General features: G+C 66.3%; 18 protein-coding genes. 9 read left to right on the top strand and 9 right to left on the bottom strand.

Going from position 1 to position 19,895, the window contains the following annotated elements:
• Nucleotides 1–25: 25 nt before the first annotated feature.
• On the bottom strand, nt 26–1,144 hold the full coding sequence (locus VXJ37_RS09925) for a histidinol-phosphate transaminase (RefSeq protein WP_331322874.1): 1,119 nt from the start codon (nt 1,142–1,144) through the stop codon (nt 26–28).
• Between the two features lie 83 nt (nt 1,145–1,227).
• Between VXJ37_RS09925 and VXJ37_RS09920 the strand changes: the two genes are divergently transcribed.
• Nucleotides 1,228–1,707: an Lrp/AsnC family transcriptional regulator gene (locus VXJ37_RS09920; RefSeq protein WP_331322873.1), complete on the top strand. Its 480-nt coding sequence runs from the start codon at nt 1,228–1,230 to the stop codon at nt 1,705–1,707.
• Nucleotides 1,708–1,904: 197 nt separating this feature from the next.
• Here VXJ37_RS09920 and VXJ37_RS09915 read toward each other — a convergent pair whose 3' ends face one another.
• Nucleotides 1,905–2,861, bottom strand: coding sequence for an SRPBCC family protein (locus tag VXJ37_RS09915; RefSeq protein ID WP_331322872.1), 957 nt, complete (start codon nt 2,859–2,861; stop codon nt 1,905–1,907).
• A 252-nt stretch (nt 2,862–3,113) separates the two neighbouring features.
• Here VXJ37_RS09915 and VXJ37_RS09910 point away from each other — a divergent pair, with 252 nt between their 5' ends.
• Nucleotides 3,114–3,725: an NADPH-dependent FMN reductase gene (locus VXJ37_RS09910; RefSeq protein WP_331322871.1), complete on the top strand. Its 612-nt coding sequence runs from the start codon at nt 3,114–3,116 to the stop codon at nt 3,723–3,725.
• An 87-nt stretch (nt 3,726–3,812) separates the two neighbouring features.
• On the opposite strand, the gene VXJ37_RS09905 is transcribed toward VXJ37_RS09910, so the two are convergent.
• From VXJ37_RS09905 to VXJ37_RS09895, 3 genes are all read right to left on the bottom strand, one after another.
• Nucleotides 3,813–4,286 (bottom strand): sensor histidine kinase, encoded by a 474-nt coding sequence (locus VXJ37_RS09905; protein WP_331322869.1) that lies wholly within the window; start codon nt 4,284–4,286, stop codon nt 3,813–3,815.
• Nucleotides 4,287–4,376: 90 nt separating this feature from the next.
• On the bottom strand, nt 4,377–5,093 hold the full coding sequence (locus tag VXJ37_RS09900) for an ABC transporter ATP-binding protein (protein WP_331322868.1): 717 nt from the start codon (nt 5,091–5,093) through the stop codon (nt 4,377–4,379).
• A 24-nt stretch (nt 5,094–5,117) separates the two neighbouring features.
• Nucleotides 5,118–6,218, bottom strand: coding sequence for an FtsX-like permease family protein (locus VXJ37_RS09895; protein WP_331322867.1), 1,101 nt, complete (start codon nt 6,216–6,218; stop codon nt 5,118–5,120).
• Nucleotides 6,219–6,384: 166 nt separating this feature from the next.
• On the opposite strand from VXJ37_RS09895, the gene VXJ37_RS09890 reads away from it, so the two are divergent.
• From VXJ37_RS09890 to VXJ37_RS09875, 4 genes are all read left to right on the top strand, one after another.
• Nucleotides 6,385–7,695: a sensor histidine kinase gene (locus VXJ37_RS09890; protein ID WP_331322866.1), complete on the top strand. Its 1,311-nt coding sequence runs from the start codon at nt 6,385–6,387 to the stop codon at nt 7,693–7,695.
• The gene (locus VXJ37_RS09885; protein WP_331322865.1) at nt 7,692–8,351 is read left to right on the top strand and encodes a response regulator transcription factor; all 660 of its coding nucleotides are present in this window, start codon (nt 7,692–7,694) and stop codon (nt 8,349–8,351) included. Before VXJ37_RS09890 ends, VXJ37_RS09885 begins: the two co-directional genes overlap by 4 nt.
• Nucleotides 8,352–8,468: 117 nt before the next feature.
• Nucleotides 8,469–10,082 carry an AMP-binding protein gene (locus VXJ37_RS09880; RefSeq protein ID WP_331322864.1) on the top strand — a complete coding sequence of 538 codons (1,614 nt, stop codon included), beginning with the start codon at nt 8,469–8,471 and terminating at the stop codon, nt 10,080–10,082.
• Nucleotides 10,083–10,183: 101 nt separating this feature from the next.
• On the top strand, nt 10,184–10,372 hold the full coding sequence (locus VXJ37_RS09875) for a hypothetical protein (protein WP_331322863.1): 189 nt from the start codon (nt 10,184–10,186) through the stop codon (nt 10,370–10,372).
• A gap of 189 nt (nt 10,373–10,561) precedes the next feature.
• Here the strand turns inward: VXJ37_RS09875 and VXJ37_RS09870 are convergent, their stop codons facing one another.
• Nucleotides 10,562–10,864, bottom strand: a complete 303-nt coding sequence (locus VXJ37_RS09870) for an antibiotic biosynthesis monooxygenase family protein (RefSeq protein WP_331322862.1) — start codon at nt 10,862–10,864, stop codon at nt 10,562–10,564.
• 204 nt (nt 10,865–11,068) lie between these two features.
• On the opposite strand from VXJ37_RS09870, the gene VXJ37_RS09865 reads away from it, so the two are divergent.
• Nucleotides 11,069–12,250 carry a GAF domain-containing sensor histidine kinase gene (locus VXJ37_RS09865; protein WP_331322861.1) on the top strand — a complete coding sequence of 394 codons (1,182 nt, stop codon included), beginning with the start codon at nt 11,069–11,071 and terminating at the stop codon, nt 12,248–12,250.
• Between the two features lie 61 nt (nt 12,251–12,311).
• On the opposite strand, the gene katG is transcribed toward VXJ37_RS09865, so the two are convergent.
• The 3 genes from katG to VXJ37_RS09850 all read right to left on the bottom strand — a co-directional run bounded on the left by katG (nt 12,312) and on the right by VXJ37_RS09850 (nt 15,796).
• The gene (gene katG, locus VXJ37_RS09860; protein WP_331322860.1) at nt 12,312–14,606 is read right to left on the bottom strand and encodes a catalase/peroxidase HPI; all 2,295 of its coding nucleotides are present in this window, start codon (nt 14,604–14,606) and stop codon (nt 12,312–12,314) included.
• Between the two features lie 516 nt (nt 14,607–15,122).
• Nucleotides 15,123–15,443, bottom strand: a complete 321-nt coding sequence (locus tag VXJ37_RS09855) for a DMT family transporter (protein WP_331322859.1) — start codon at nt 15,441–15,443, stop codon at nt 15,123–15,125.
• The gene (locus tag VXJ37_RS09850; protein WP_331322858.1) at nt 15,440–15,796 is read right to left on the bottom strand and encodes a DMT family transporter; all 357 of its coding nucleotides are present in this window, start codon (nt 15,794–15,796) and stop codon (nt 15,440–15,442) included. The genes VXJ37_RS09855 and VXJ37_RS09850 overlap by 4 nt, the downstream gene beginning before the upstream one ends.
• Before the next feature lie 279 nt (nt 15,797–16,075).
• On the opposite strand from VXJ37_RS09850, the gene VXJ37_RS09845 reads away from it, so the two are divergent.
• Nucleotides 16,076–17,809: an ABC transporter ATP-binding protein gene (locus tag VXJ37_RS09845; protein ID WP_331322857.1), complete on the top strand. Its 1,734-nt coding sequence runs from the start codon at nt 16,076–16,078 to the stop codon at nt 17,807–17,809.
• On the top strand, nt 17,806–19,833 hold the full coding sequence (locus VXJ37_RS09840) for an ABC transporter ATP-binding protein (RefSeq protein ID WP_331322856.1): 2,028 nt from the start codon (nt 17,806–17,808) through the stop codon (nt 19,831–19,833). The genes VXJ37_RS09845 and VXJ37_RS09840 overlap by 4 nt, the downstream gene beginning before the upstream one ends.
• Nucleotides 19,834–19,895 lie beyond the last annotated feature (62 nt).

Here is a 19,895-nt window from a genome sequence, read left to right as displayed (position 1 = left end):
ACTTCGGAAGTTTCCGCGAAGGTGCTCACTCAGCGGCACCCCCTTCAGGCACGAACCGGCCGCGGTCGGCCAGCACGGCAAGGACCCGGTCGTTGGTAGCGGCGTCAGCGAGGGTGATGCGGACGCCGTCCACGGCGTAGCCGCGCGCCAGGATATCGGCCCCGGACAGTGCGTCCAGGAGCTGCATGCGCAGCTCGTCGGAGGCCCGGATCCAGTAGAAGTTGGCCTGGCTGTCAGGGACGTCCCAGCCGTAGCCGCGGAGGGCCTGGATAACCCGGCGGCGTTCCCGGGCCACCGCCTCGGTCCGCTCGATGATTTCCTCGCCGGCGGCCAGTGAGGCAACCGCGGCTGCCTGTGCCATCCGGTTTACACCGAAAGGGATGGCGGTCCGGCGCAGGCCTTCGGCAATATCGGGGTGCGCGATGGCGTAGCCGATCCGCAGCCCCGCGAGCCCGTAGGCCTTGGAGAAGGTCCTCAGGATGCAGAGGTTGGAGTACCGGCGGTAGAAGTCCAAGGAGTCGACGCCGGGGCCGCGCTGGAATTCGATGTAGGCCTCATCCAGCACCACCAGCACGCGCGGTGGCACTGAGCGCAGGAACTCCTCCAGTGCTTCCGGGCTGATGGAGACGCCCGTGGGGTTGTTGGGCGAGCAGAGGATCACAACGCGGGTTCGGCCGGTGATGGCTGCTGCCATGGCATCCAGGTCATGGTGCTCGCTGGCAAGCAGTGGCACGGGCACGGACACGGCCCCTGCCACGGCCACCAGGATGGGGTAGGCCTCGAAGGACCGCCAGGCGTACACCACTTCATCGCCATGCCCGCAGACGGCGGAAATGATCTGCTGCAGTACGCCGGAGCTTCCCGGCCCGCAGGCTACTTCGTCGGCAGTGAGATCGAAGTGGCGGGCAATGGCATCACGGGCCTCCACGGCGCCCATGCTGGGGTACCGGTGGATCCGGTCTGCCTCGGCAGACATCGCTTCAAGGACCGAGGGCAGGGGAGGGAAGTGGCTTTCGTTCGAGGCAAGGGCGGCCGTCAGGTCAGACTGGGCGCTCTTGCCGGCCACGTAGGCGGGGAGTTGGGACACGGCGGTGCGGACCTCGGGGGCCGTGGCTTCCGGAAGGGTGCTTGTCATGGACAGCATGGTGCGGGAGTGCAGTGCAGTTGCGCAACAGAGCTGTATCCGGCAGGACAGATCCCCTTCCTCGAAGCGTGGATGGTGGCAAAATGCTCACTATGCACCTCATTGATGCTCTTGACGCAGAGATCCTCCTCACACTGGACCGGGACCCGCAGGCAACGGTCCTGTCCCTCTCGAGGACGCTGGGAGTTGCCCGCAATACCGTCCACGCCCGGCTCCGCCGCCTGGCCAATGATGGCAGCCTGGCTCCTTTCAGCCAGCGCGTGCGGACGGAGGCGCTGGGCCTGCCCCTCATCGCCTTCATCTCGATTTCCATCAGCCAGTCGGTCAGCGACAAGGCCGTTGCCGCGCTGCAGAACATCCCGGAGATCATCGAGATGCACGCCACCACGGGAGACGCCGACCTGCTCGCCAAGGTGGCCGCGAAGGACCCCGCCGACCTCCACCGCGTCACCAACGCGATGCTGGCGATTGACGGCGTCGTCCGCACCAGCACAGCCATGTCGCTGGTGGAAGTGATGCCCACCCGGACGCTGCCGCTGCTCCAGGCGGCGGCGCGCAAGTAGCGGATGCGGTTCAGGCGAACAATTCCAAAGCGTCGATGCGGGCGCCCACGAAGGCGGTAAGGATGGCAGGCTGGATGCCTCCGGTCATGGTCTGGATCTGGCCCTGTTCTGCCCCTGACAGCAAAGCGCCGCCCGCCTTGGGGGAAGGCGGGCGGCGCTTTGCTCATGGTTCAGGCGCTTTGTTTCCTGACCGGGACCTAGTGGCCGCCGAGGTTACCGCCAACAGGCGGCAGGCCGCCGTCGGCATTGCGGTCGTCTTCGCGGCGTTCGCCGGCGCTCAGGTTTTCGCCCGCCACGGTGTCGTCGGACTCGCCCGTCGTGTCCACCAGGCCGTTGGTCTGGTCGAAGGCGTGCCCGATCCTGTCATCACCAAGGTCTGCGACCGAGCCGGTTGAGCCGGCTGCCGCCGTCGTGCCCGCTGCAGGCACCGTGCCCGCGTCCGCCGCACCGGCTGTGGAGCCTGTGGTGAGCGGTTCTGCTGGAACCGCCGGCTCTGCCGGAACCACCGGAGTGGTGTCCGCAACCGTCACGTCTGCCGTCTCGGTCTTGTCCTTGTTGCCACCGGCCGCCATGGCAGCTGCTGCGCCCGCAACCGCTGCAATGCCCACACCGGCAGCTACCTTCCCGGAAACCCCGGCCTTCCCGGAATCGCCGCGGGACGCGCCTGCATGCTCAACCCCCGGGGTGCCTACCGTTGTGCCGGGGTTGACCGCACCGCGCCAGGCGCCGCTTGCATAGCCCTCGTCTTCGATGAATTCCTTGAACCGCTGCAGGTCGGCTTCGGCCTGCCGGTCAACAACGTTGAGCTTGTCGCCCACCTTCTCGATCAGGCCTTCGGGCTCGTATTCAAGCGTCAGCTGCAGCGATGTCTGGCCGCCGCCCACGTCCTCGAACTCCACGGCGCCAGCGTTGGTGGCGCCGTCCGTTGCTGCCCAGGCAACCTTGCGGTCCGGGACTTGCTCAAGGATTTTGGCCTCCCACTGCCGGCGGACGCCGCCGATTTCGGCCACCCACTCCAGCCGGTCATCGCTGAGCTGCGTCACGCTCTTGACGCCGCCCATGAAGTGCGGGAAGTCCTCGAACTGGGTCCACTGGTTATAAGCCGTGCTCACCGGTACGTTCACCAGAATGCGTTTTTCCACCTTCGTGCTCATAACGTCTCCTTTGCTGTGTCACCGGGAGCTGATGACTCGGTAATAATCATCAGCATGCTTACCAATGTACCTTCTGGTCCGGCATGTTTCCAGAGTCGTCCCGGTCCGTTCCTTTGGCTGGGTGGAGAGTGTCCCCACACCCTGGCCGGAGCTCGCCCGCGTGTGCTGGACTGGTGGAGCAATGAGCACCACCCGCCGTTTCCAACCGAACCCAGCCAGCCGGCGCAGGCCGGCTGTTGGAAAGGACCACTCATGGCAACGTACAAGATCGGCTACTTCGTGGGCAGCCTGGCCACCGGCTCCATCAACCGGGTCCTGGCCCAGGCCCTGATCAAACTGGCACCCGAAGAACTCGAATTCAAGGAGATCCCCATCAGGGACCTCCCGCTCTACAGCTACGACTACGACTACGACTTCCCACCGGAAGGCCGCGCCCTCAAGGACGCCATCGAGGCCGCTGACGGGATCCTGTTTGTGTCGCCCGAATACAACCGGTCCATTCCCGGCGCCTTGAAGAACGCCATCGACTGGGGCTCCCGTCCGTGGGGAACCAACTCCTTTGCGCGCAAGCCCACGGGGATCATCGGCGCGTCCCCTGGCAGCATCGGCACCGCGGTCATGCAGTCCTCCATGCGCGCAGTCCTCAGCTTCCTGGACGCCCCGCAGCTGAATGCTCCCGAGGCGTACGTCAAGTACGACCCCGCTGTGTTCGGCGCCGAGGGCGAAGTGAAGGATGAGTCCACAACCAAATTCCTGCGCCACTATATGGATGAGTACGCCGCGTTCGTGGCCAGGGTCCTGGCCGCCAACGCCCCCGGCCACATCGGTGACCTGGAGCCGGACTCCGCCAAGCTCTCCCGGTAGGTCGCCGGCGGAGGTTTCCCGAAAGTGGCATACGGATGCCCGCCGTCCCAGCGACGGCGGGCATCCGAGTCTGGTAATCCGGTTCTGTCAGTCCAGTGGCAGTGTCACAGTGACGCTGGTGCCTTGGCCGGGGGTGGAGCTGACATTGACTGAGCCGCCCGCTTCATGCACCGCCACTGTCATCAACCGCAACCCATATCCGTGGTGCCGCCCGGAGGTGGCGAGGTTGCTGTCGAAGCCCGTGCCGTCGTCGGACACTACCAATCGGATACCGTGGTCAACCGCCGCCAGCTGAAGGGTGAGCGTGTGTGCGGCAGAGTACTTGTAGGCGTTGCTGAGTGCCTCCCGGGCCGACTGGTACAGAAGGGATGCAGCGTCCGAGGGGATCTCAAGTCCCCAGTGCGGGGTGTCCCAGAGGACCGCGGTCCCTCGCTGGCGGAGCGGCGCGGTGAGCCGGTCGATGCACCCGGCGAGCCCCAACGACTGGAAATCCAAGGGGTGCTGGTCTGTCAGCACACCGCCTACGGCGGTAACTTCGTTGTCTGCTGTCTTGCTTCCCATGACTTCCTGCTCCCCACAAGCTGGTTTGGTCTATGGCTCCAGCGTGGACCCGCATCGTCTAGGGACGGCAAGGTTTGCCTCAAGATCCCATCAATTCTCCGTGTGATGGCCATAAGCAGGGACCACCGGCGTGCTGAGCCTGCCGTCGCGCATGATGGCCACCACGTCCGTCAGCGGCACGAATTCGGTGTCATGGGTAACCATCACCGTTGCCACCCCGAACTCCGAGGTCACCTGCCGCAGGAGGCCGATGATCGAGGCGCTGCGCTCGTGGTCCAGCGCCGCCGTCGGCTCATCCACCAGCAGCACCTTGGGACTTCCCATCAGTGCGCGGGCGATGTTCACACGCTGCCGCTGGCCCCCGGAGAGCTGGTGCGGGAGCTTGCCCGCGCTTGCGGACAGCCCCACCACGTCCAGCAGTTCGGCTGCCCCGGCCTTGGCCGTTTTGGCGGATCGGCCGCGCAGGTGGTGGCTGATGATGAGTTGCTCGGCGGCAGTGAGGGACGGAAGCAGATTGGGCTGCTGGAAGATGATGCCCACCTTCTCCCGGCGCAGAGCGGTGAGTTCCTTGTCCTTCATGCCCGCGGTGTCGGCGCCGTCAATGACGACCTGGCCGCTGGTGGGGCGGACCAGGGTGGCGGCAGTGGCCAGGAGGCTGGACTTACCGGAACCCGACGGCCCCACAAGGGAGACCAGCTGTCCCGCGTGGGCCGTGAGGCTGACCCCGTCCAGGGCAGTGGTGGTTCCGCCGCCGTCGGGGTATTCGAGGGTGACATTGACCAGGCTAAGGGGAGCGGTGGTGGTCATAGTGGTTCCTTTCAGGAGGATGGATTAGTTGCCGCCGAGTGCCAGGAGTGCATCGACCTTGGTGACGCGGCGGACGGCCAGTGCCGCACCGGCCAGGCCCAGGGCAACAATCCCGACGACGGGAAGCACCGTGGTGCCCACGTTCAGCTGGAACGGGGCAGCCTGGGCGGCGAAGGTGCCGGCGGCAACGCCCGCTGCCCCGCCGGCACCAGCACCTGCCAGCAGGACGATGGCCGCCTGGGTCATGGCATCCCGGAGGATGTAGGAACCGGGGGCGCCCATGGCCTTCAATACAGCGATGTCGCGGGTCCGCTGGATGGTCCAGACGGTCAGGAAAGCCACGATCACCAGGGCGGAGATTCCGTACAGGAACGCCTGCATCAGGGTCAGGGACCCGTTCTCGCTCTTGAAGGAGCCCAAGGCCTGGAAGGATCCGGTGCGGGACGCACTGACGGTGTGGGCTGCAGCGTTCGCCGCGGCCTCATCCGCAGACGCCCCGGGCCCATAGGTGACGGCCACGACGGTGGCCAGTTGGGCGCCGGTCACGTGCGCCGTCCTTGCCCACGCGGGCAGCGCGGTCCACACCACGCTGGTGTGGGCGTACCACTGGTCCGGCACCACGGCGGCGACGGAAAGCTCCGTGCCGCCCAGGGACACCTTGTCTCCCTGGCCCACGGACAGCGCCTCCGCCGTCGACGAGCCGAGCACCGCCGTTCCGGTGGACACCTCAACCGGCGCCAGGTCGCTTCCCGGCCGGATACCGAACACGGCGACGTTCGCCGTTCCGGGGCCATCCGCCGCCTGCGCGCGGGTCTGCGTGATGCCCAGCGGCTCGGCCGACTGGACGCCCAGCTGGCTCTTCCAGCTGTCCACCTGCGCGGCCGTCACGGAGCTTTCCGTGTACGAGCCCTTCGGGGTGCCGGCGCCGGGGGCGCCGAAGACGATGGTGTCCACCGGCTTCGCGGCGGCCACGCCGAGTTTGCCGATGGCGGATGTGGATTGTTCGGCGAGGCCCGCGGTCAAGCCGGACAGCATCACCAGCAGGAGGGTGATCAGGGCTACGACGCCGCCCATCATGGCGAACCGGCCTTTGGCGAAGCGGATATCGCGGATTGCCAGGAACACGTTGATTCTTCTCTCAGCAGGGGTGGATTCTTCTGTCCTTCCACTCTCCCGGGGGCCGGCCGCGCGGGCATCGCGGGGACGGTTGATCCGCAGGAATGAAAGGGTTGAGCTGCGGGTCAACCTTTTGGTTGATCCGTCCTGGGCCCCCCGCGCATAAGCTGATGGAATGCCTGCCACGTCCCTGCCGCAAACACCGGAGAGGCCCGGCGGCGTCCCTGCGCGGGGGCCGTTGAATGCCCTGGAGAATGCATCCTCGGCTGCCATCCTGAGGGTCCTGCGGGTCACCCTGCACGCAGGTTTTGCCGTGCTGCTGGCCGTCGGCCTGGTGCGGATGCTGACGGCCGGTGGGCCCCTGCGATGGGTGTGGGCGGGCGCCGGAGTAGTCCTCGCCACCGTCTACCTGGCCGGCACCGTGCTGGAAAAGCGCCACGCCGAAGGCCGGACGGGATTGGATCCGCGCCGCTACGGCCTGCTGTGGCTGGGATTGGTCACCGGGCTGTGGGTGGTCCTGCTGGCCGGAAGCGCCGACTTCGCCTGGCTGGCCTTCCCTATATTCTTCCTTCACTTGCACCTGCTGCCCCGTCGCGCCGCGCTGCTGGCCATCACCCTGATGACCTTGGCGGTGATCGCATCCCAATGGGCTGCCAGCGGTGCCCCCGTGCCGCACGTGGCCGCCGTCGTCGGCCCGGTCCTCGGGGCGATCTTCTCGGTGATCACGGGCCTGGCCTATGCCGCCCTGTACCGCGAGGCCGAAAACCAGCGGCGTGCGGCGGACGAGCTGCGCCGCACGCGGGAGGAACTGGCGCTATCCCAGCACGGGGCCGGCGTGCTGGCAGAGCGGGAGCGGCTGGCCCGGGAGATCCACGACACCTTGGCGCAGGGCCTGTCCAGCATTGTGCTGCTGGGGCGGGCCGCGGAGAAGTCCCTCGCCGAGGGCGATGCCGCCACTGCGTCCGGCCGCCTGGCATTGGTGCAGCAGACGGCGGCGGACAACCTTGCCGAGGCACGCAGCTTTGTCCGCGGCCTGTCCTCGCCACAGCTTGAAGGGACCACGCTGGTGGAAGCCCTGGACCGGCTCTGCGGGGCCACGGAGACCGGCGCCGCGGCCGCCGGACTTGCGCTGCGCTGCCGGCTGGAGGTGGACGGCCAGCCGCAGGACCTGCCCCAGCCCGTTCGCGTGGCCCTGCTGCGTGCGGCGCAGGCGAGCCTCGCCAACGTCCGCAAACACGCCGGGGCCGCGAACGCCGTCGTCACCCTTGCCTTCCTGGACACTGAGGTGACCATGGACGTGTACGACGACGGCACGGGCTTTGACCCGGCGGCTGCGGCAGGTGCTGCGTACCCGGCGGACGGCAGCGGGTTCGGGCTGCGCTCGCTGGAGGAGCGGGTCGCCGCGTTGAACGGCTCCCTGGCGGTGGAATCGGCGCCCGGCGAGGGCACGGTGGTGGCCATCCGGTTGCCCCTGGAGGAGCGGTGAGCGAAGTACGGGTCCTGCTGGTGGACGACCACCCGGTGGTGCGTGCCGGGTTGCGGGCCATGCTCACCGGCTTTGAGGGTATTGCGATCGCCGCTGAAGCCGCCGACGGCAGGGCGGCCCTGGAGGAACTGGCACGGTTGAAGGCCTTGGGCGACGTGCCGGATGTTGTGCTCATGGACCTGCAAATGGGGGCGGGGATGGACGGCGTCACGGCCACCGCCGAGATCCGGAAGCTTCAGCCGGCTCCGCCGGTGCTCATCCTCACCACCTATGACACGGATGCTGACATCCTGGCCGCGGTGGAAGCAGGGGCCAGCGGCTACATGCTCAAGGACGCGCCACCGGAACAGCTGCAGCAGGCGGTCCTGCAGGCTGCCGCCGGCGGTACAGTCCTTGCGCCCCGGGCTGCCGCCCTGCTGATGGACCGGGTCAGCAACCCGGGCACCTCGCTGACCCCCAGGGAGGTACAACTGCTGGAACTGCTGGCGACCGGCCTGTCCAACCGGGCCATCGCCAAGCAGGTCTTCATTTCCGAGGCCACGGTCAAAACCCACCTGGTGCATATCTACGGCAAACTCGGTGTGGATAACCGCACTGCCGCGATCGCCGCCGCCACGCAGCGGCGCATCATCCGGCCGCCTGGCGCCAAGGGGTGACCTGTGGGCGCATGGCGGCAGGACGTGTCATGTGACGGCCACTCCAGTGCAGTAGGTTGATTCCACTGCGTTTACACATGCCGGTGTTCCAAGGTGCCGTTGTTCAAAGGAGAATGAATGTCCCATCCGGTTCCAGCCGTCGATGCCCTTCTCGCCGCTTATGGTGCGCCGGACGCCTGCGCGGCCGAGCTCCTGTGCGACAGCCACAATCCCAACGCTGTTGCCTTCACCGTGGTTGAATCAGACCTCTCCGCGGAGGACATCACCTACGGCGAGCTCCGGGAGCGCTCCGAACGCGGTGCTGCCGCCCTGGCGGAGCTTGGCGTCGGCCCCGGGGACGCCGTGGCCACCCTGATGGGAAAGTCGGCAGATCTTGTCGTGATGCTCCTTGCCATTTGGCGGCGGGGGGCCGTCCACGTGCCGCTGTTCACGGCCTTTGCGTGGCCGGCCATCGAACTCCGCCTTACAGCGTCCCGCGCCAAGGTGGTGATCACTGACGCCAACCAGCGGGAGAAGATCCAGGAAACCGGGGCAGCTGTGGTGGTTGCCGGTGACGAAGCCTCCCCGCCGGACCTTGCGCTCACGCCGCTCCTGGCCAGCCAGCAACCCGGTATCGCGGCCGAGGCCGTGGGAGGTGACGGTCCCCTGGTCCTGATCTTTACGTCGGGAACCACGGGCGCCCCCAAGGGTGTGCCGGTGCCGGTCAGGGCGTTGGCCGCCTTCCGTCAGTACGTCGGGCTGGGCCTGGACGTCAGTGAAGAGGACGTCTTCTGGAATGCCGCTGACCCCGGCTGGGCGTACGGCCTGTACTACGGGATCCTTGGGCCCATGGCGGCGGGACGGCGCAACCTCCTCCTGCGCCCCGGGTTTTCCCCGGAACTCAGCTTCAAGGTGCTGGAGGCATTTTCCGTCACCAACTTCGCGGCGGCTCCGACGGTGTACCGCACCATGCGCGCCAAAGCCGACGCCGGAACGGGCCCTTTCCACCTTCGCCGTGCATCGTCCGCAGGCGAGCCCCTGACCCCGGAGGTGATCGGCTGGGCCCGGGAAGTGCTGGGTGTTCCGGTGCGGGACCACTACGGACAGACCGAACACGGGATGATGATCATCAATGCCTGGCACGATGACGTGCGGACGGAGCTGAGGCCAGGTTCCATGGGCCGCCCCCTGCCGGGATGGAGTTGCGCGGTCCTCAAGGACAACGCCGACGAGCCGGCCGCGCCGGGTGAACTGGGCCGCGTCGCCGTCAACGTGGCGGGGAGCCCCATGATGTGGTTCACAGGGTATCAGGATGCGCCGCAGAAGACCGCCGAAAGGTTCAGTGCGGACGGCAAGTGGTACCTGACCGGTGACGCGGGCATGGTGGACGCGGACGGCTACTACTTCTTCTCCTCCCGCGACGATGACGTGATCATCATGGCCGGATACCGGATTGGCCCCTTCGATGTGGAAAGTGTTTTGTCCACCCATCCGGCGGTCCTGGAAAGCGCCGTTGTGGGCGCTCCCGACGAACTGCGCGGGGAAGTCCTCGAAGCCTATGTCGTGCTGGCCGACGGGACCACGGGCAATGATGCCCTGGTGGCCGAACTCCAGGCCATGGTCAAGACGCAGTTCGCCGCACACGCCTATCCGCGCCGCATCCACTTCGTGCAGGACCTTCCCAAGACGCCGTCAGGAAAGCTGCAGCGCTACATCCTGAGGCAGCAGCGGGCCGCGGCATCCGGCAGCTAGCAGGCGACCCCCATTCTGCGGGGCAAAAATGTCTGGGTGTCCCAGAGCCTTTTCCATTCGAGGCTGTTAGCGTGGAGGGCCCAGCCACAGAAGGAGGAGCGATGTCCATCAATTCACCTGATTCACTGCCTGAGGACGATCCGCAGGAGGGCACGGCAGCCAGCAAGGGCAACGCCGACGGCGGGATCCCCGGCGGGAAGGACGGCGTCGGGATTTCTGATGGCGCCGCACCCAACACCTTTGAACCCGAAGAGGACCCGGACGCCGCCGCAGGAGCCGACGACGACTGACGCCGGTCAAGTGACGGGCCCACTGCTCAAGGTTGGCTCAAGATTGCCCCAAGAGGCTGGTTTTGGGTGTAGCCGCCTACCTACCGGCCGGTAATTTCTTAGTAGCTTCCACGTCAGTTCCCCGGCAGGAAGCGTTGGAAGTCCCCGCGCTGGAGCCTGACTCGCGCGGGGACTTCTCCCAATCCCAATTCACGGTCTCCCGGCAAGTACCGGCTCGAAGTGCCCAACCACGGGAAAGGGCTCGTAGAACCGGTGGAGAAGGGCCCGCCATTGCTGATATTCCGCGGAGCCGCGGAAACCGACGGTGTGGTCCTCCAGTGTCTCCCACTCCACCAACAGCAGGTAGGTGTTGGGGCTTTCGATTGAGCGGGACAAAGACAGCGCCATGAAGCCGGGCATCGAAGCAATAATCGTCCGGGCTTGCTGGAAGGCTGCCTCGAACTCCTCTTCCTGGCCCGGGATGACCGGTAGCAGGGCATGTTCAGTAATCACTTCGCCAAAGTATCAATCCAGTAGTGCCTTCGCGGCCTGGCTCCGACGCCGCGCGGCCGGCAGGTGGGAATCGGTTCCCGGGATATCGTTGCCGGGTTGTACCATCACCCGGTGACCCTTTTGCGGTCTGGAAAGGGACGAACAGTGGCGGCCACTCACTCGATAACGGCAGCTCCCGGGGATTCAGCCGCCCGGGATGACCTATTGCAGGAATACGGTCTGGCCCTTCCCGCCAGCGAGGGGCGGCAGTCCGGCGTTGACGTGGCGCTGTCGATGGAGCCACTCCAGAACCTGGTCCAGCTGGCCGCCAAGCTCTGTCGAGTCCCCTTCGGCGTGATCAACGTCGTCACCAGCGACGAGCAACAGCAGGTGGCCGCCGTCGGCTTTGAAGCCACGGTCTGCGCCCGAAAAGACTCGATGTGCTCAAAGGTCTTCCTGTCCGGGAAGACAACTGTTGTCCCGGACGCATCGCTGGACCCCCGGCTCGCATCGAACCCGTTCGTGACAGGGGAAATCGCCTCCGTCCGGTTCTACGCGTCGGTGCCGCTGGAGACGTCGTCGGGGTTTGTGTTGGGGTCCCTGTGCGTCTTTTCGAACTCGCCGGGGACGCCTGCGAAGGACCAGCTGGACATGCTGGAGATCCTGGCCCGCCAGGCAGTCCAGCTCCTGGAACTTCAGCGGCGTACCCTGCAGCTGAAGCGCGCCCTTACTGAAGTCAGGGAAAGCAACGCGAAGCTTGCAGAGTTTGCCGGCCGTGTCAGCCACGACCTGCGCGGGCCCCTCACCACCATGCTGGGCTACGTGGAGATGGCCGGGGACGAGGTTGAAGGAGGCCACCCCGCAGCGGAATACCTCCAGATCATCGGCGCCAGCGGCCAGCGGATGCTCGCGATGCTCGAGGACGTCCTGACCTACTCCCGAATGGGCGGCAGCATCCAGCGGCAGCGGGTTTCCCTCCACGCCGTGGCGGCAGAGGTTGCCAGAGATCTTGGCCTGTCCTTCGGTCCCGGCGCCGTCCTGGACAGCGAAGACATGACGCTCCACGTGGACCGCGGCCAGCTGCGCACCCTGCTGCAGAACTTGGTGGCCAATGCGGTGAATTACCGGAGCCCGGACCGGGACCTCAAGGTGCGCATCAGCGGCATCGCCAACTATCAGGGAACCACGCTGCTGGTGGCAGACAACGGCAAGGGAATTGCCCCGCAGGACCGGCAGCGGGTGCTGGAACCGCTGGTCCGGCTGCACCGGAAGGGCGACGGATCCGGCTCCGGCCTGGGGCTGGCCATCTCGCGGCGGATCGTCGAAGCCCACGGCGGAGAGCTGGCCCTGAAGGAGACGCCGGGAGGCGGCACTACCGCTGCGATCAGTCTGCCGGCCGAACAGTAAGCGGGGCCCGGACTGGCTGCGCGTGCGCCAGTCCGGACCCCCGTCAGTCAGTTGACCGGCCTCAGTTCAGGTCGAAGCGGTCCAGTTCCATGACCTTGGTCCAGGCGGCCACGAAGTCGTTGACGAACTTCTCCCTGGCGTCCTCGCTGGCATAGACCTCGGCCAGCGCCCGCAGCTGTGAATTGGAACCGAAGACCAGGTCCACCGGCGTGGCCGTCCACTTCAGTTCACCGGTGGCAACATCGGTGATCTCGTAGACGTTCTCCTCGGACGCGGAGGCCTTCCATTTGGTGCCTGGCGAGAGCAGGTTGACGAAGAAGTCGTTCGTCAGGGCCTGCGGCTTGTCCGTCAGCACACCATGGTTGGAGCCGCCCACGTTGGTGCCCAAGGCACGCATGCCGCCCACCAGCGCCGTCATCTCCGGTGCAGAAAGGTCCAGCATGTATGCCTTGTCCAGCAGCAGGGTTTCGGGCTGGAGCTTCAGGCCGGGGCGCAGGTAGTTGCGGAACCCGTCGGCGCGCGGCTGCAGGTAGCCGAAGGACTCCACATCGGTCTGCTCCTGAGAGGCGTCCGTGCGGCCCGGGCGGAAGGGCGCGGTGACGGGGAATCCGGCGTCGGCCGCTGCCTTCTCCACGGCAGCCGCGCCGCCAAGGACAATCAGGTCCGCCAGCGAGACCTTCTTGCCGCCGGGCTGCGCCGAGTTGAACTCTTCCTGGATGCGCTCCAGCACCGGAAGGACTGTGTCCAGCTGCTCCGGTTCGTGGGCCTCCCAGCTGCGCTGCGGCTCCAACCGGATCCGGGCACCGTTGGCGCCGCCGCGGCGGTCCGTCTTCCGGTATGTGGCCGCCGAGGCCCAGGCCGTGCCCGCGAGCTGCGGGATGGTCAGGCCGGAGTCGAGAAGCTTGGCCTTCAGGGATGCGATGTCCTGGTCGTCGATCAGTTCATGGTCGACGGCGGGAACCGGATCCTGCCACAGCTGCGCCTCCGGGACCCACGGGCCCAGCATGTGCGGACCCACGGGGCCCATGTCACGGTGCAGCAGCTTGTACCAGGCCTTGGCGAACGCCAGGGCGAACTCGTCCGGGTTCTCCAGGAACCGGCGTCCGATCTTCTCGTAGGTGGGGTCGAACCGCAGCGACAGGTCCGTGGTGAGCATGGTGGGGCGGTGCTTTTTGTTGGGGTCGTGCGCGTCCGGGATGATCTCGGGAGCGTCCTTGGCAACCCACTGGTGGGCGCCGCCGGGGCTCTGGACCAGTTCCCATTCGTATTCGAAGAGGATCTCCAGGAAACGGTTGCTCCACTGCGTCGGCTTGTCCGTCCAGGTGACCTCAAGGCCTGACGTGATGGTGTCGCCGCCCTTGCCGGAGCCGTACGTGCTCAGCCAGCCCAGGCCCTGCGCCTCAAGGTCCGCGGCCTCCGGCTCGGGGCCCACGTGTGCGTCTGCGGGGCCGGCGCCGTGGGTCTTGCCGAAGGTGTGGCCGCCGGCAATCAGTGCGAAGGTCTCCTCATCGTTCATCGCCATCCGCTTGAAGGTTTCGCGGATGAACGCCGCTGCGGCAACGGGGTCCGGGTTGCCCTTGGGGCCTTCGGGGTTGACGTAAATGAGGCCCATCTCGGTGGAGCCGACCTTGTCCGCCATGGTGCCCTCACCGGTGTATCGCTCATCGCCGAGCCAGGCGTCCTCGGGGCCCCAGAAGATCTGCTCGGGCTCCCACACATCCTCGCGGCCAAACGCGAAGCCGAACGTCTTGAAGCCCATGGACTCAAGGGCAACGTTGCCGGCGAGGACCAGGAGGTCCGCCCAGGAAAGCTTCTGGCCGTACTTCTGTTTGACGGGCCACAGCAGGCGCCGGGCCTTGTCGAGGTTGGCATTGTCCGGCCAGCTGTTCAGCGGTGCGAAGCGCTGGCTGCCGTCGCCTGCGCCGCCACGGCCGTCAAAGACGCGGTAAGTGCCCGCAGCGTGCCAGCTCAGGCGGATCATCAGGCCGCCGTAATGGCCGAAGTCCGCCGGCCACCAGTCCTGGGAGGTGGTCAGGACTTGGCTGATGTCCTGCTTGAGGGCATCGACGTCGAGCTTCTGGAATTCCTCGCGGTAGCTGAAGGACGGGCCAAGCGGGTTGCTTGCCTGGCCCTGCGTGTGCAGCACGGACAGGTCCAGCTGGTTGGGCCACCAGTCCTGGTTGGTCCGGGGGCGTGTGCCCTTGGGCTGCGGGGTATCAATGGCAGGATTTTCACTTTCACTGCCGTTGGCGGTGGCACTGCCATGGGCCACCGGGCACCCGCCCTCAACCTTCTGGTCCAGGCCCTGCGCGCTCCCGGGGGTGGGGACCGGGGGATGGTCTTGGGGTTCGGTCATGTGCTTATTCCTTCCGTTGGGCCGAGGCCGCGGTTGGACTCGGGCAGCCGGTGCAACTCTCCTATTTGAACATGGACGCGGGGGAGGGCAAGACCCCTCCTTCGATGCCGGGTCCGTTCGTTTGGGTTAGTGGTCCGTAACAGTCGGTAAACGGTTGTGGGACATTCCGGGTGCCATCCCATAATCAAAATGCGGCTCTTCCCTGTGCCAGCCTCCCGTGATCGACGATCGGCCGGACAGGCTCCAGATCCGCGCCCAAAACACTCCCGTTCCACCTTTGCGTGGAGACCACCAAAATTTCAGGAACAACTTCATGGACGGTTCAAGCCTTGTCGCTCTCTTCCTCGCAAGGTGTGACGATACTGCCACGAGCGCGCTGCCCCGTGCGCCTAGGAGGGTCCGGGCAGCGAAGCTTGGCCTTTCCCGGCGGGAAGCCTTCAGGGGCCGGCTGGCAAGTGCGCTGCACCGACTTGCATGGGCGATTGAACCTGAGCCGACGGGCACGTACTAGCGCCGTCAGTGCGCTGCACCCAGCTCGATCAGCAGGACGCCTCCGATGATGAGGCCGAGCCCCAGCATCATGACAAGGGTGATGGTTTCCCGGAAGAAGATGCGACTGGCCACGGCGGTCAGAGCCACGCCTGCTGCTGCCCAGATGCCGTAGGCCACCCCAAGGGGCATCCCCTGGTCCAGGGTCAGCGTCAGGAATGTGAAGGCCACGGCGTAGCCGACGCCGACTGGTACATACCAGCGCCGCTTTCCACCGGAGGCCACGCGCAGGAACATTGTGGCGGTCACCTCCGTCAGGATCGCGCCCGCCAGCAACAGCCACATCATTGACTGGCCATTTCCGCCGCAGGTTCCTCGGCGGGCGCCTTGTGCGAGCCGAGTTCGACGCACAGGACCCCGCCGATGACCAGGGCAACGCCGATCAGCATCACCGGACTCAGTGCCTCGCCAAAAATGAGGGCCGCCAGCAGCACGGTGAGGGTGACGCCCAGGGCAGCCCAGATGCCGTAGGCAACTCCAAGGCCCAAACCGTGGCGGAGGACTCCCGCGAGAAGGGCGAAGGAGGCAGCGTACCCGAGGACAACCACGACGAAGAGGCCGGGATTGTCCAAGGCGGCCTTCAAGGAGAGGGACGCTGTCACCTCACTGAGAATCGCCCCGGCGAGAAAGATCCATTTCATCCAGCAGTCCTTGCACGTCGTTTGGGTGGGTTCCCGTGGGTGCAACACCGCGATTGCTCCGGGTGTTCCCGGTTTTCCGCGAAGGGTGTTGCTGGTCATGCAGCCCACCAGGGTGGCGAATGTCCATGGCATTCTTCCGATGCCATTCTGCCGCCGCCGTACGCCCTGAGAGAACCACACAAGTTCTTCGGAGAACGCCCGATTAAGTCTGAGGTTCCGGACGTACACTGACCTTCGCACCACGTTTGTGGACATTCCGTCAGGTGAGGGCTTTTGCGTATGCTCTGGAAGTTGCTCGTCGAATACCTGCGGCCGCACCGGCCGCTGCTGGCCGCCGTCGTGGTCTTCCAGCTGGCGCAGTCCATCGCGTCGCTGTACCTGCCCACGATGAACGCCGACATCATTGACCAGGGCGTGGCCCGGGGCGATACCGGCTACATCCTGTCCACCGGCAGTGTCATGCTGCTCATTACGCTGGCGCAGATCGCGTGCGCAGTGGTTGCCGTGTACTTCGGTGCCAAGGCCGCCATGGGGTTGGGCCGGGACCTGCGCGGGGCCATCTTCGAGCGGGTGGGGCAGTTCTCCGAACAGGAGGTCAGCCGGTTCGGTGCCCCCAGCCTCATCACCCGCTCCACCAACGATGTGCAGCAGGTGCAGCAGCTGGTGCTGATGTCGGCCACGCTGATGGTTGCGGCACCCATGCTCAGCATCGGCGGGGTGATCATGGCCATCCGGCAGGACGCCCAGCTGTCCTGGCTCATTGCCGTGTGCGTCCCGGTGCTGCTCATCGCCGTCGGCCTGATTGTCACGCGGATGGTGCCGCTGTTCCGCAAAATGCAGGCCCGGATCGACACCGTGAACCGCGTGCTGCGCGAGCAGCTCACCGGCATCCGCGTGGTGCGGGCGTTCGTGCGCGAGGACATGGAAACGGAACGGTTCGCCGGCGCCAACACGGACGTCACCGACGTTGCCCTCCGCGCAGGGCGCCTGATGGCCCTCATGTTCCCCACGGTCATGCTGATCCTGAACGTCTCCAGCGTGGCGGTGATCTGGTTCGGTGCCTTCCGGATCGAGGACGGCTCCATGCAGGTGGGCACCCTGATCGCCTTCCTGAGCTACCTGATGCAGATCCTGATGTCGGTCATGATGGCCACGTTCATGGCGGTGATGATTCCGCGTGCGTCGGTATCGGCGGACCGGATCGGCGAGGTGCTGGGGACCAGTTCCAGCGTGGTGCCGCCCGAGCGGCCGGTCACCAGTGCGGTCCGGCGCGGCGAGCTGGAAATGCGCGACGTCGGATTCGCCTACCCGGGTGCCGACCAGCCCGTCCTTTCCGGGATCAGCTTCACCGCCCGTGCGGGGCAGACCACGGCGATCATCGGCAGCACCGGTTCCGGCAAGACCACACTGGTGAACCTGATGCCGCGGCTCTTCGACGTCACCTCCGGCGCCGTGCTGATGGACGGCGTGGATGTCAGGGACCTGGACCCGGACCTGCTGTGGGGACACATCGGCCTGGTCCCGCAGAAGCCCTACCTGTTTTCCGGGACCGTCCGCAGCAACCTTCTGTACGGAAACCCGGACGCCACCGAGGACGAACTGTGGGACGCCCTGCACATTGCCCAGGCCAGGGACTTCGTCGAACGGATGGAGGAGGGACTGGATGCGCCCATCTCGCAGGGCGGCACCAACGTCTCCGGCGGGCAGCGGCAGCGGCTTGCCATCGCCCGGGCCCTGGTGAAGCGGCCCGAGCTCTACATCTTTGACGATTCGTTTTCATCCCTGGATACGGGCACCGACGCCCGGCTGCGCCAGGCGCTCAAACGCAACATCGCGGGAGCCACCATGGTGATCATCGCCCAGCGCGTGTCCAGCATCGTTGATGCGGACCAGATCCTGGTGCTCGACGACGGCAGGATCGCTGCCCAGGGAACGCACCACGAGTTGCTGGAGACGTCCGGGACTTACCGCGAGATTGTCTCGTCCCAGCTGGCAGCGGAGGAGACGGTATGAGCCACGGACCCACTCCGGCGCGCGGCACCAAAGCCACGGCCGCCCCCGGACCCGGCCAGGCCGCCGTCGTACGCATCCCCAGGCCGCGCGGCGGCCCCGGCCACGGCGGACCGTTTGCCGGGATGAATGTGCCCGCGGAAAAGGCGATGAACTTCAGCGGCTCCGCCAAACGCCTGCTGGACACACTGCGGCCGGAACGGTTCTGGTTGATGCTGGTGCTGCTCATGGCCGTGGCGGGCGTGGTGCTGCAGGTGATTGGGCCGCGGCTCCTGGGCGAGGGCACCAACCTGATCTTCTCCGGCGTGGTGTCCAAGCAGCTGCCGCCGGGGATGACGCAGGCGCAGCTGGTTGCGATGCTGCGGGCGTCGGGGGACAACCAGAAGGCAGACATGCTCAGCGCCATGACGCTGACGCCGGGCGCGGGGATCAATTTTGCTGCGCTGGCGAGCGTTTTGACGTGGGCTCTGGTGCTGTATGTGCTGGGCTCGGCGTTCATGTGGGGGACGGCGTATGTGCTCAATGGCGTGGTGCAGCGGACAGTGTTCGGGCTGCGCGAGCAGATTGAGGCGAAGATCAACCGCCTGCCGCTGCGGTATTTCGATTCGATCCAGCGCGGTGAGCTGCTCAGCCGGGTGACCAACGATGTGGATAACATCTCGCAGAGCCTGCAGCAGTCCATCAGCCAGGCGGTGACGTCGGTGCTGACGGTGGTGGGCGTGCTGGTGATGATGTTCATCCTGTCGCCCACGCTGGCGCTGATCGCGCTGGTGACCATTCCGCTGACGCTGGGGATCACCGCGCTGATCGCCAAGCGCTCGCAGAAACTGTTCGTGCAGCAGTGGACCAACACGGGCGAGCTGAACGGGCAGATCGAGGAGACCTACACCGGGCACGCGCTGGTGAAGGTGTTCGGCCGGCAGCGCGAGGTGGGGGAGCGGTTCCGGCAGAAGAACGCGGAGCTGTATGAGGCGAGCTTCGGGGCGCAGTTCATTTCCGGGCTGATCATGCCTGCCATGACGTTCATCGGGAACCTGGTGTACGTGGGGATCGCCGTGGTGGGTGGCCTGCAGGTGGCGTCCGGGGCGATGCAGTTGGGCGATGTGCAGGCGTTCATCCAGTACTCCCGGCAGTTCACCCAGCCGCTGGCGCAGCTGGGGTCCATGGCAAATCTGCTGCAGTCCGGGGTGGCCTCTGCCGAGCGCGTGTTCGAGCTGCTGGACACGGAGGAGCAGTCCGCGGATCCTGTGGGTGCTGCCTTGCAGAGCCCTGATGGTGCAGGGCGGGGGCGGCTGGTGTTCGAGGATGTGTCCTTCTCATACTCGCCGGACAAGCCGCTGATCGGCGGGTTGTCCCTGGTGGCGGAGCCGGGGCAGACAGTTGCCATTGTCGGGCCCACCGGGGCGGGAAAGACCACGCTGGTGAACCTGATGATGCGGTTCTATGAGCTGGACGGCGGGCGGATCACGCTGGACGGCGTGGACATCACCACCATGACCCGGCACGACCTGCGCTCGCGGATGGGCATGGTGCTGCAGGATACGTGGCTGTTCGGCGGCACCATCCGGGACAACGTTGCATACGGGCGGCCCTCTGCTTCTACCGGAGAGGTCCTGGAAGCGGCACGGGCGACGTACGTGGACCGGTTCGTGAAATCCCTCCCCGAGGGTTACGACACCGTGCTGGACGATGAGGGGTCCAACGTGTCCGCTGGCGAGAAGCAGCTGCTGACGATTGCGCGCGCGTTCCTGGCGCAGCCGTCTGTGCTGATCCTGGACGAGGCGACGTCATCGGTGGACACCCGGACCGAGGTGCTGGTGCAGAAGGCCATGAGCGCCCTGCGGTCGGACCGGACGTCCTTTGTCATTGCGCACCGCCTGTCCACGATCCGCGACGCTGACCTCATCCTGGTGATGGAAAACGGGCAGATCGTGGAGCAGGGGAACCACGCGTCCCTGCTGGCTGCCGGCGGGGCTTACGCGCGGCTGTACGAGGCCCAGTTCGCGGCGCCGGTGGCGGAGGTTTAAGGGCTGCTATGCTCCCCGTGCTTCGTTCTGCCGGCACGCATAAATTCCAGCGGGGTTTTTAT

Source organism: Pseudarthrobacter phenanthrenivorans (genome assembly GCF_036455295.1).
GTDB lineage: Bacteria > Actinomycetota > Actinomycetes > Actinomycetales > Micrococcaceae > Arthrobacter > Arthrobacter phenanthrenivorans_C.
Note: the sequence above shows the minus strand (reverse complement) of the source record. Positions and strands in the feature narration are given on the sequence as shown.

Coding starts and splice junctions, on each gene's coding strand:
- VXJ37_RS09855 (WP_331322859.1), bottom strand. CDS start 15,443: ATGATGTGGCTGTTGCTGGCGGGCGCGATCCTGACGGAGGTGACCGCC.
- VXJ37_RS09890 (WP_331322866.1), top strand. CDS start 6,385: ATGCCTGCCACGTCCCTGCCGCAAACACCGGAGAGGCCCGGCGGCGTC.
- VXJ37_RS09920 (WP_331322873.1), top strand. CDS start 1,228: ATGCTCACTATGCACCTCATTGATGCTCTTGACGCAGAGATCCTCCTC.
- VXJ37_RS09845 (WP_331322857.1), top strand. CDS start 16,076: ATGCTCTGGAAGTTGCTCGTCGAATACCTGCGGCCGCACCGGCCGCTG.
- VXJ37_RS09840 (WP_331322856.1), top strand. CDS start 17,806: ATGAGCCACGGACCCACTCCGGCGCGCGGCACCAAAGCCACGGCCGCC.
- VXJ37_RS09850 (WP_331322858.1), bottom strand. CDS start 15,796: ATGAAATGGATCTTTCTCGCCGGGGCGATTCTCAGTGAGGTGACAGCG.
- VXJ37_RS09925 (WP_331322874.1), bottom strand. CDS start 1,144: ATGCTGTCCATGACAAGCACCCTTCCGGAAGCCACGGCCCCCGAGGTC.
- VXJ37_RS09875 (WP_331322863.1), top strand. CDS start 10,184: ATGTCCATCAATTCACCTGATTCACTGCCTGAGGACGATCCGCAGGAG.
- katG (WP_331322860.1), bottom strand. CDS start 14,606: ATGACCGAACCCCAAGACCATCCCCCGGTCCCCACCCCCGGGAGCGCG.
- VXJ37_RS09880 (WP_331322864.1), top strand. CDS start 8,469: ATGTCCCATCCGGTTCCAGCCGTCGATGCCCTTCTCGCCGCTTATGGT.
- VXJ37_RS09910 (WP_331322871.1), top strand. CDS start 3,114: ATGGCAACGTACAAGATCGGCTACTTCGTGGGCAGCCTGGCCACCGGC.
- VXJ37_RS09915 (WP_331322872.1), bottom strand. CDS start 2,861: ATGAGCACGAAGGTGGAAAAACGCATTCTGGTGAACGTACCGGTGAGC.
- VXJ37_RS09905 (WP_331322869.1), bottom strand. CDS start 4,286: ATGGGAAGCAAGACAGCAGACAACGAAGTTACCGCCGTAGGCGGTGTG.
- VXJ37_RS09900 (WP_331322868.1), bottom strand. CDS start 5,093: ATGACCACCACCGCTCCCCTTAGCCTGGTCAATGTCACCCTCGAATAC.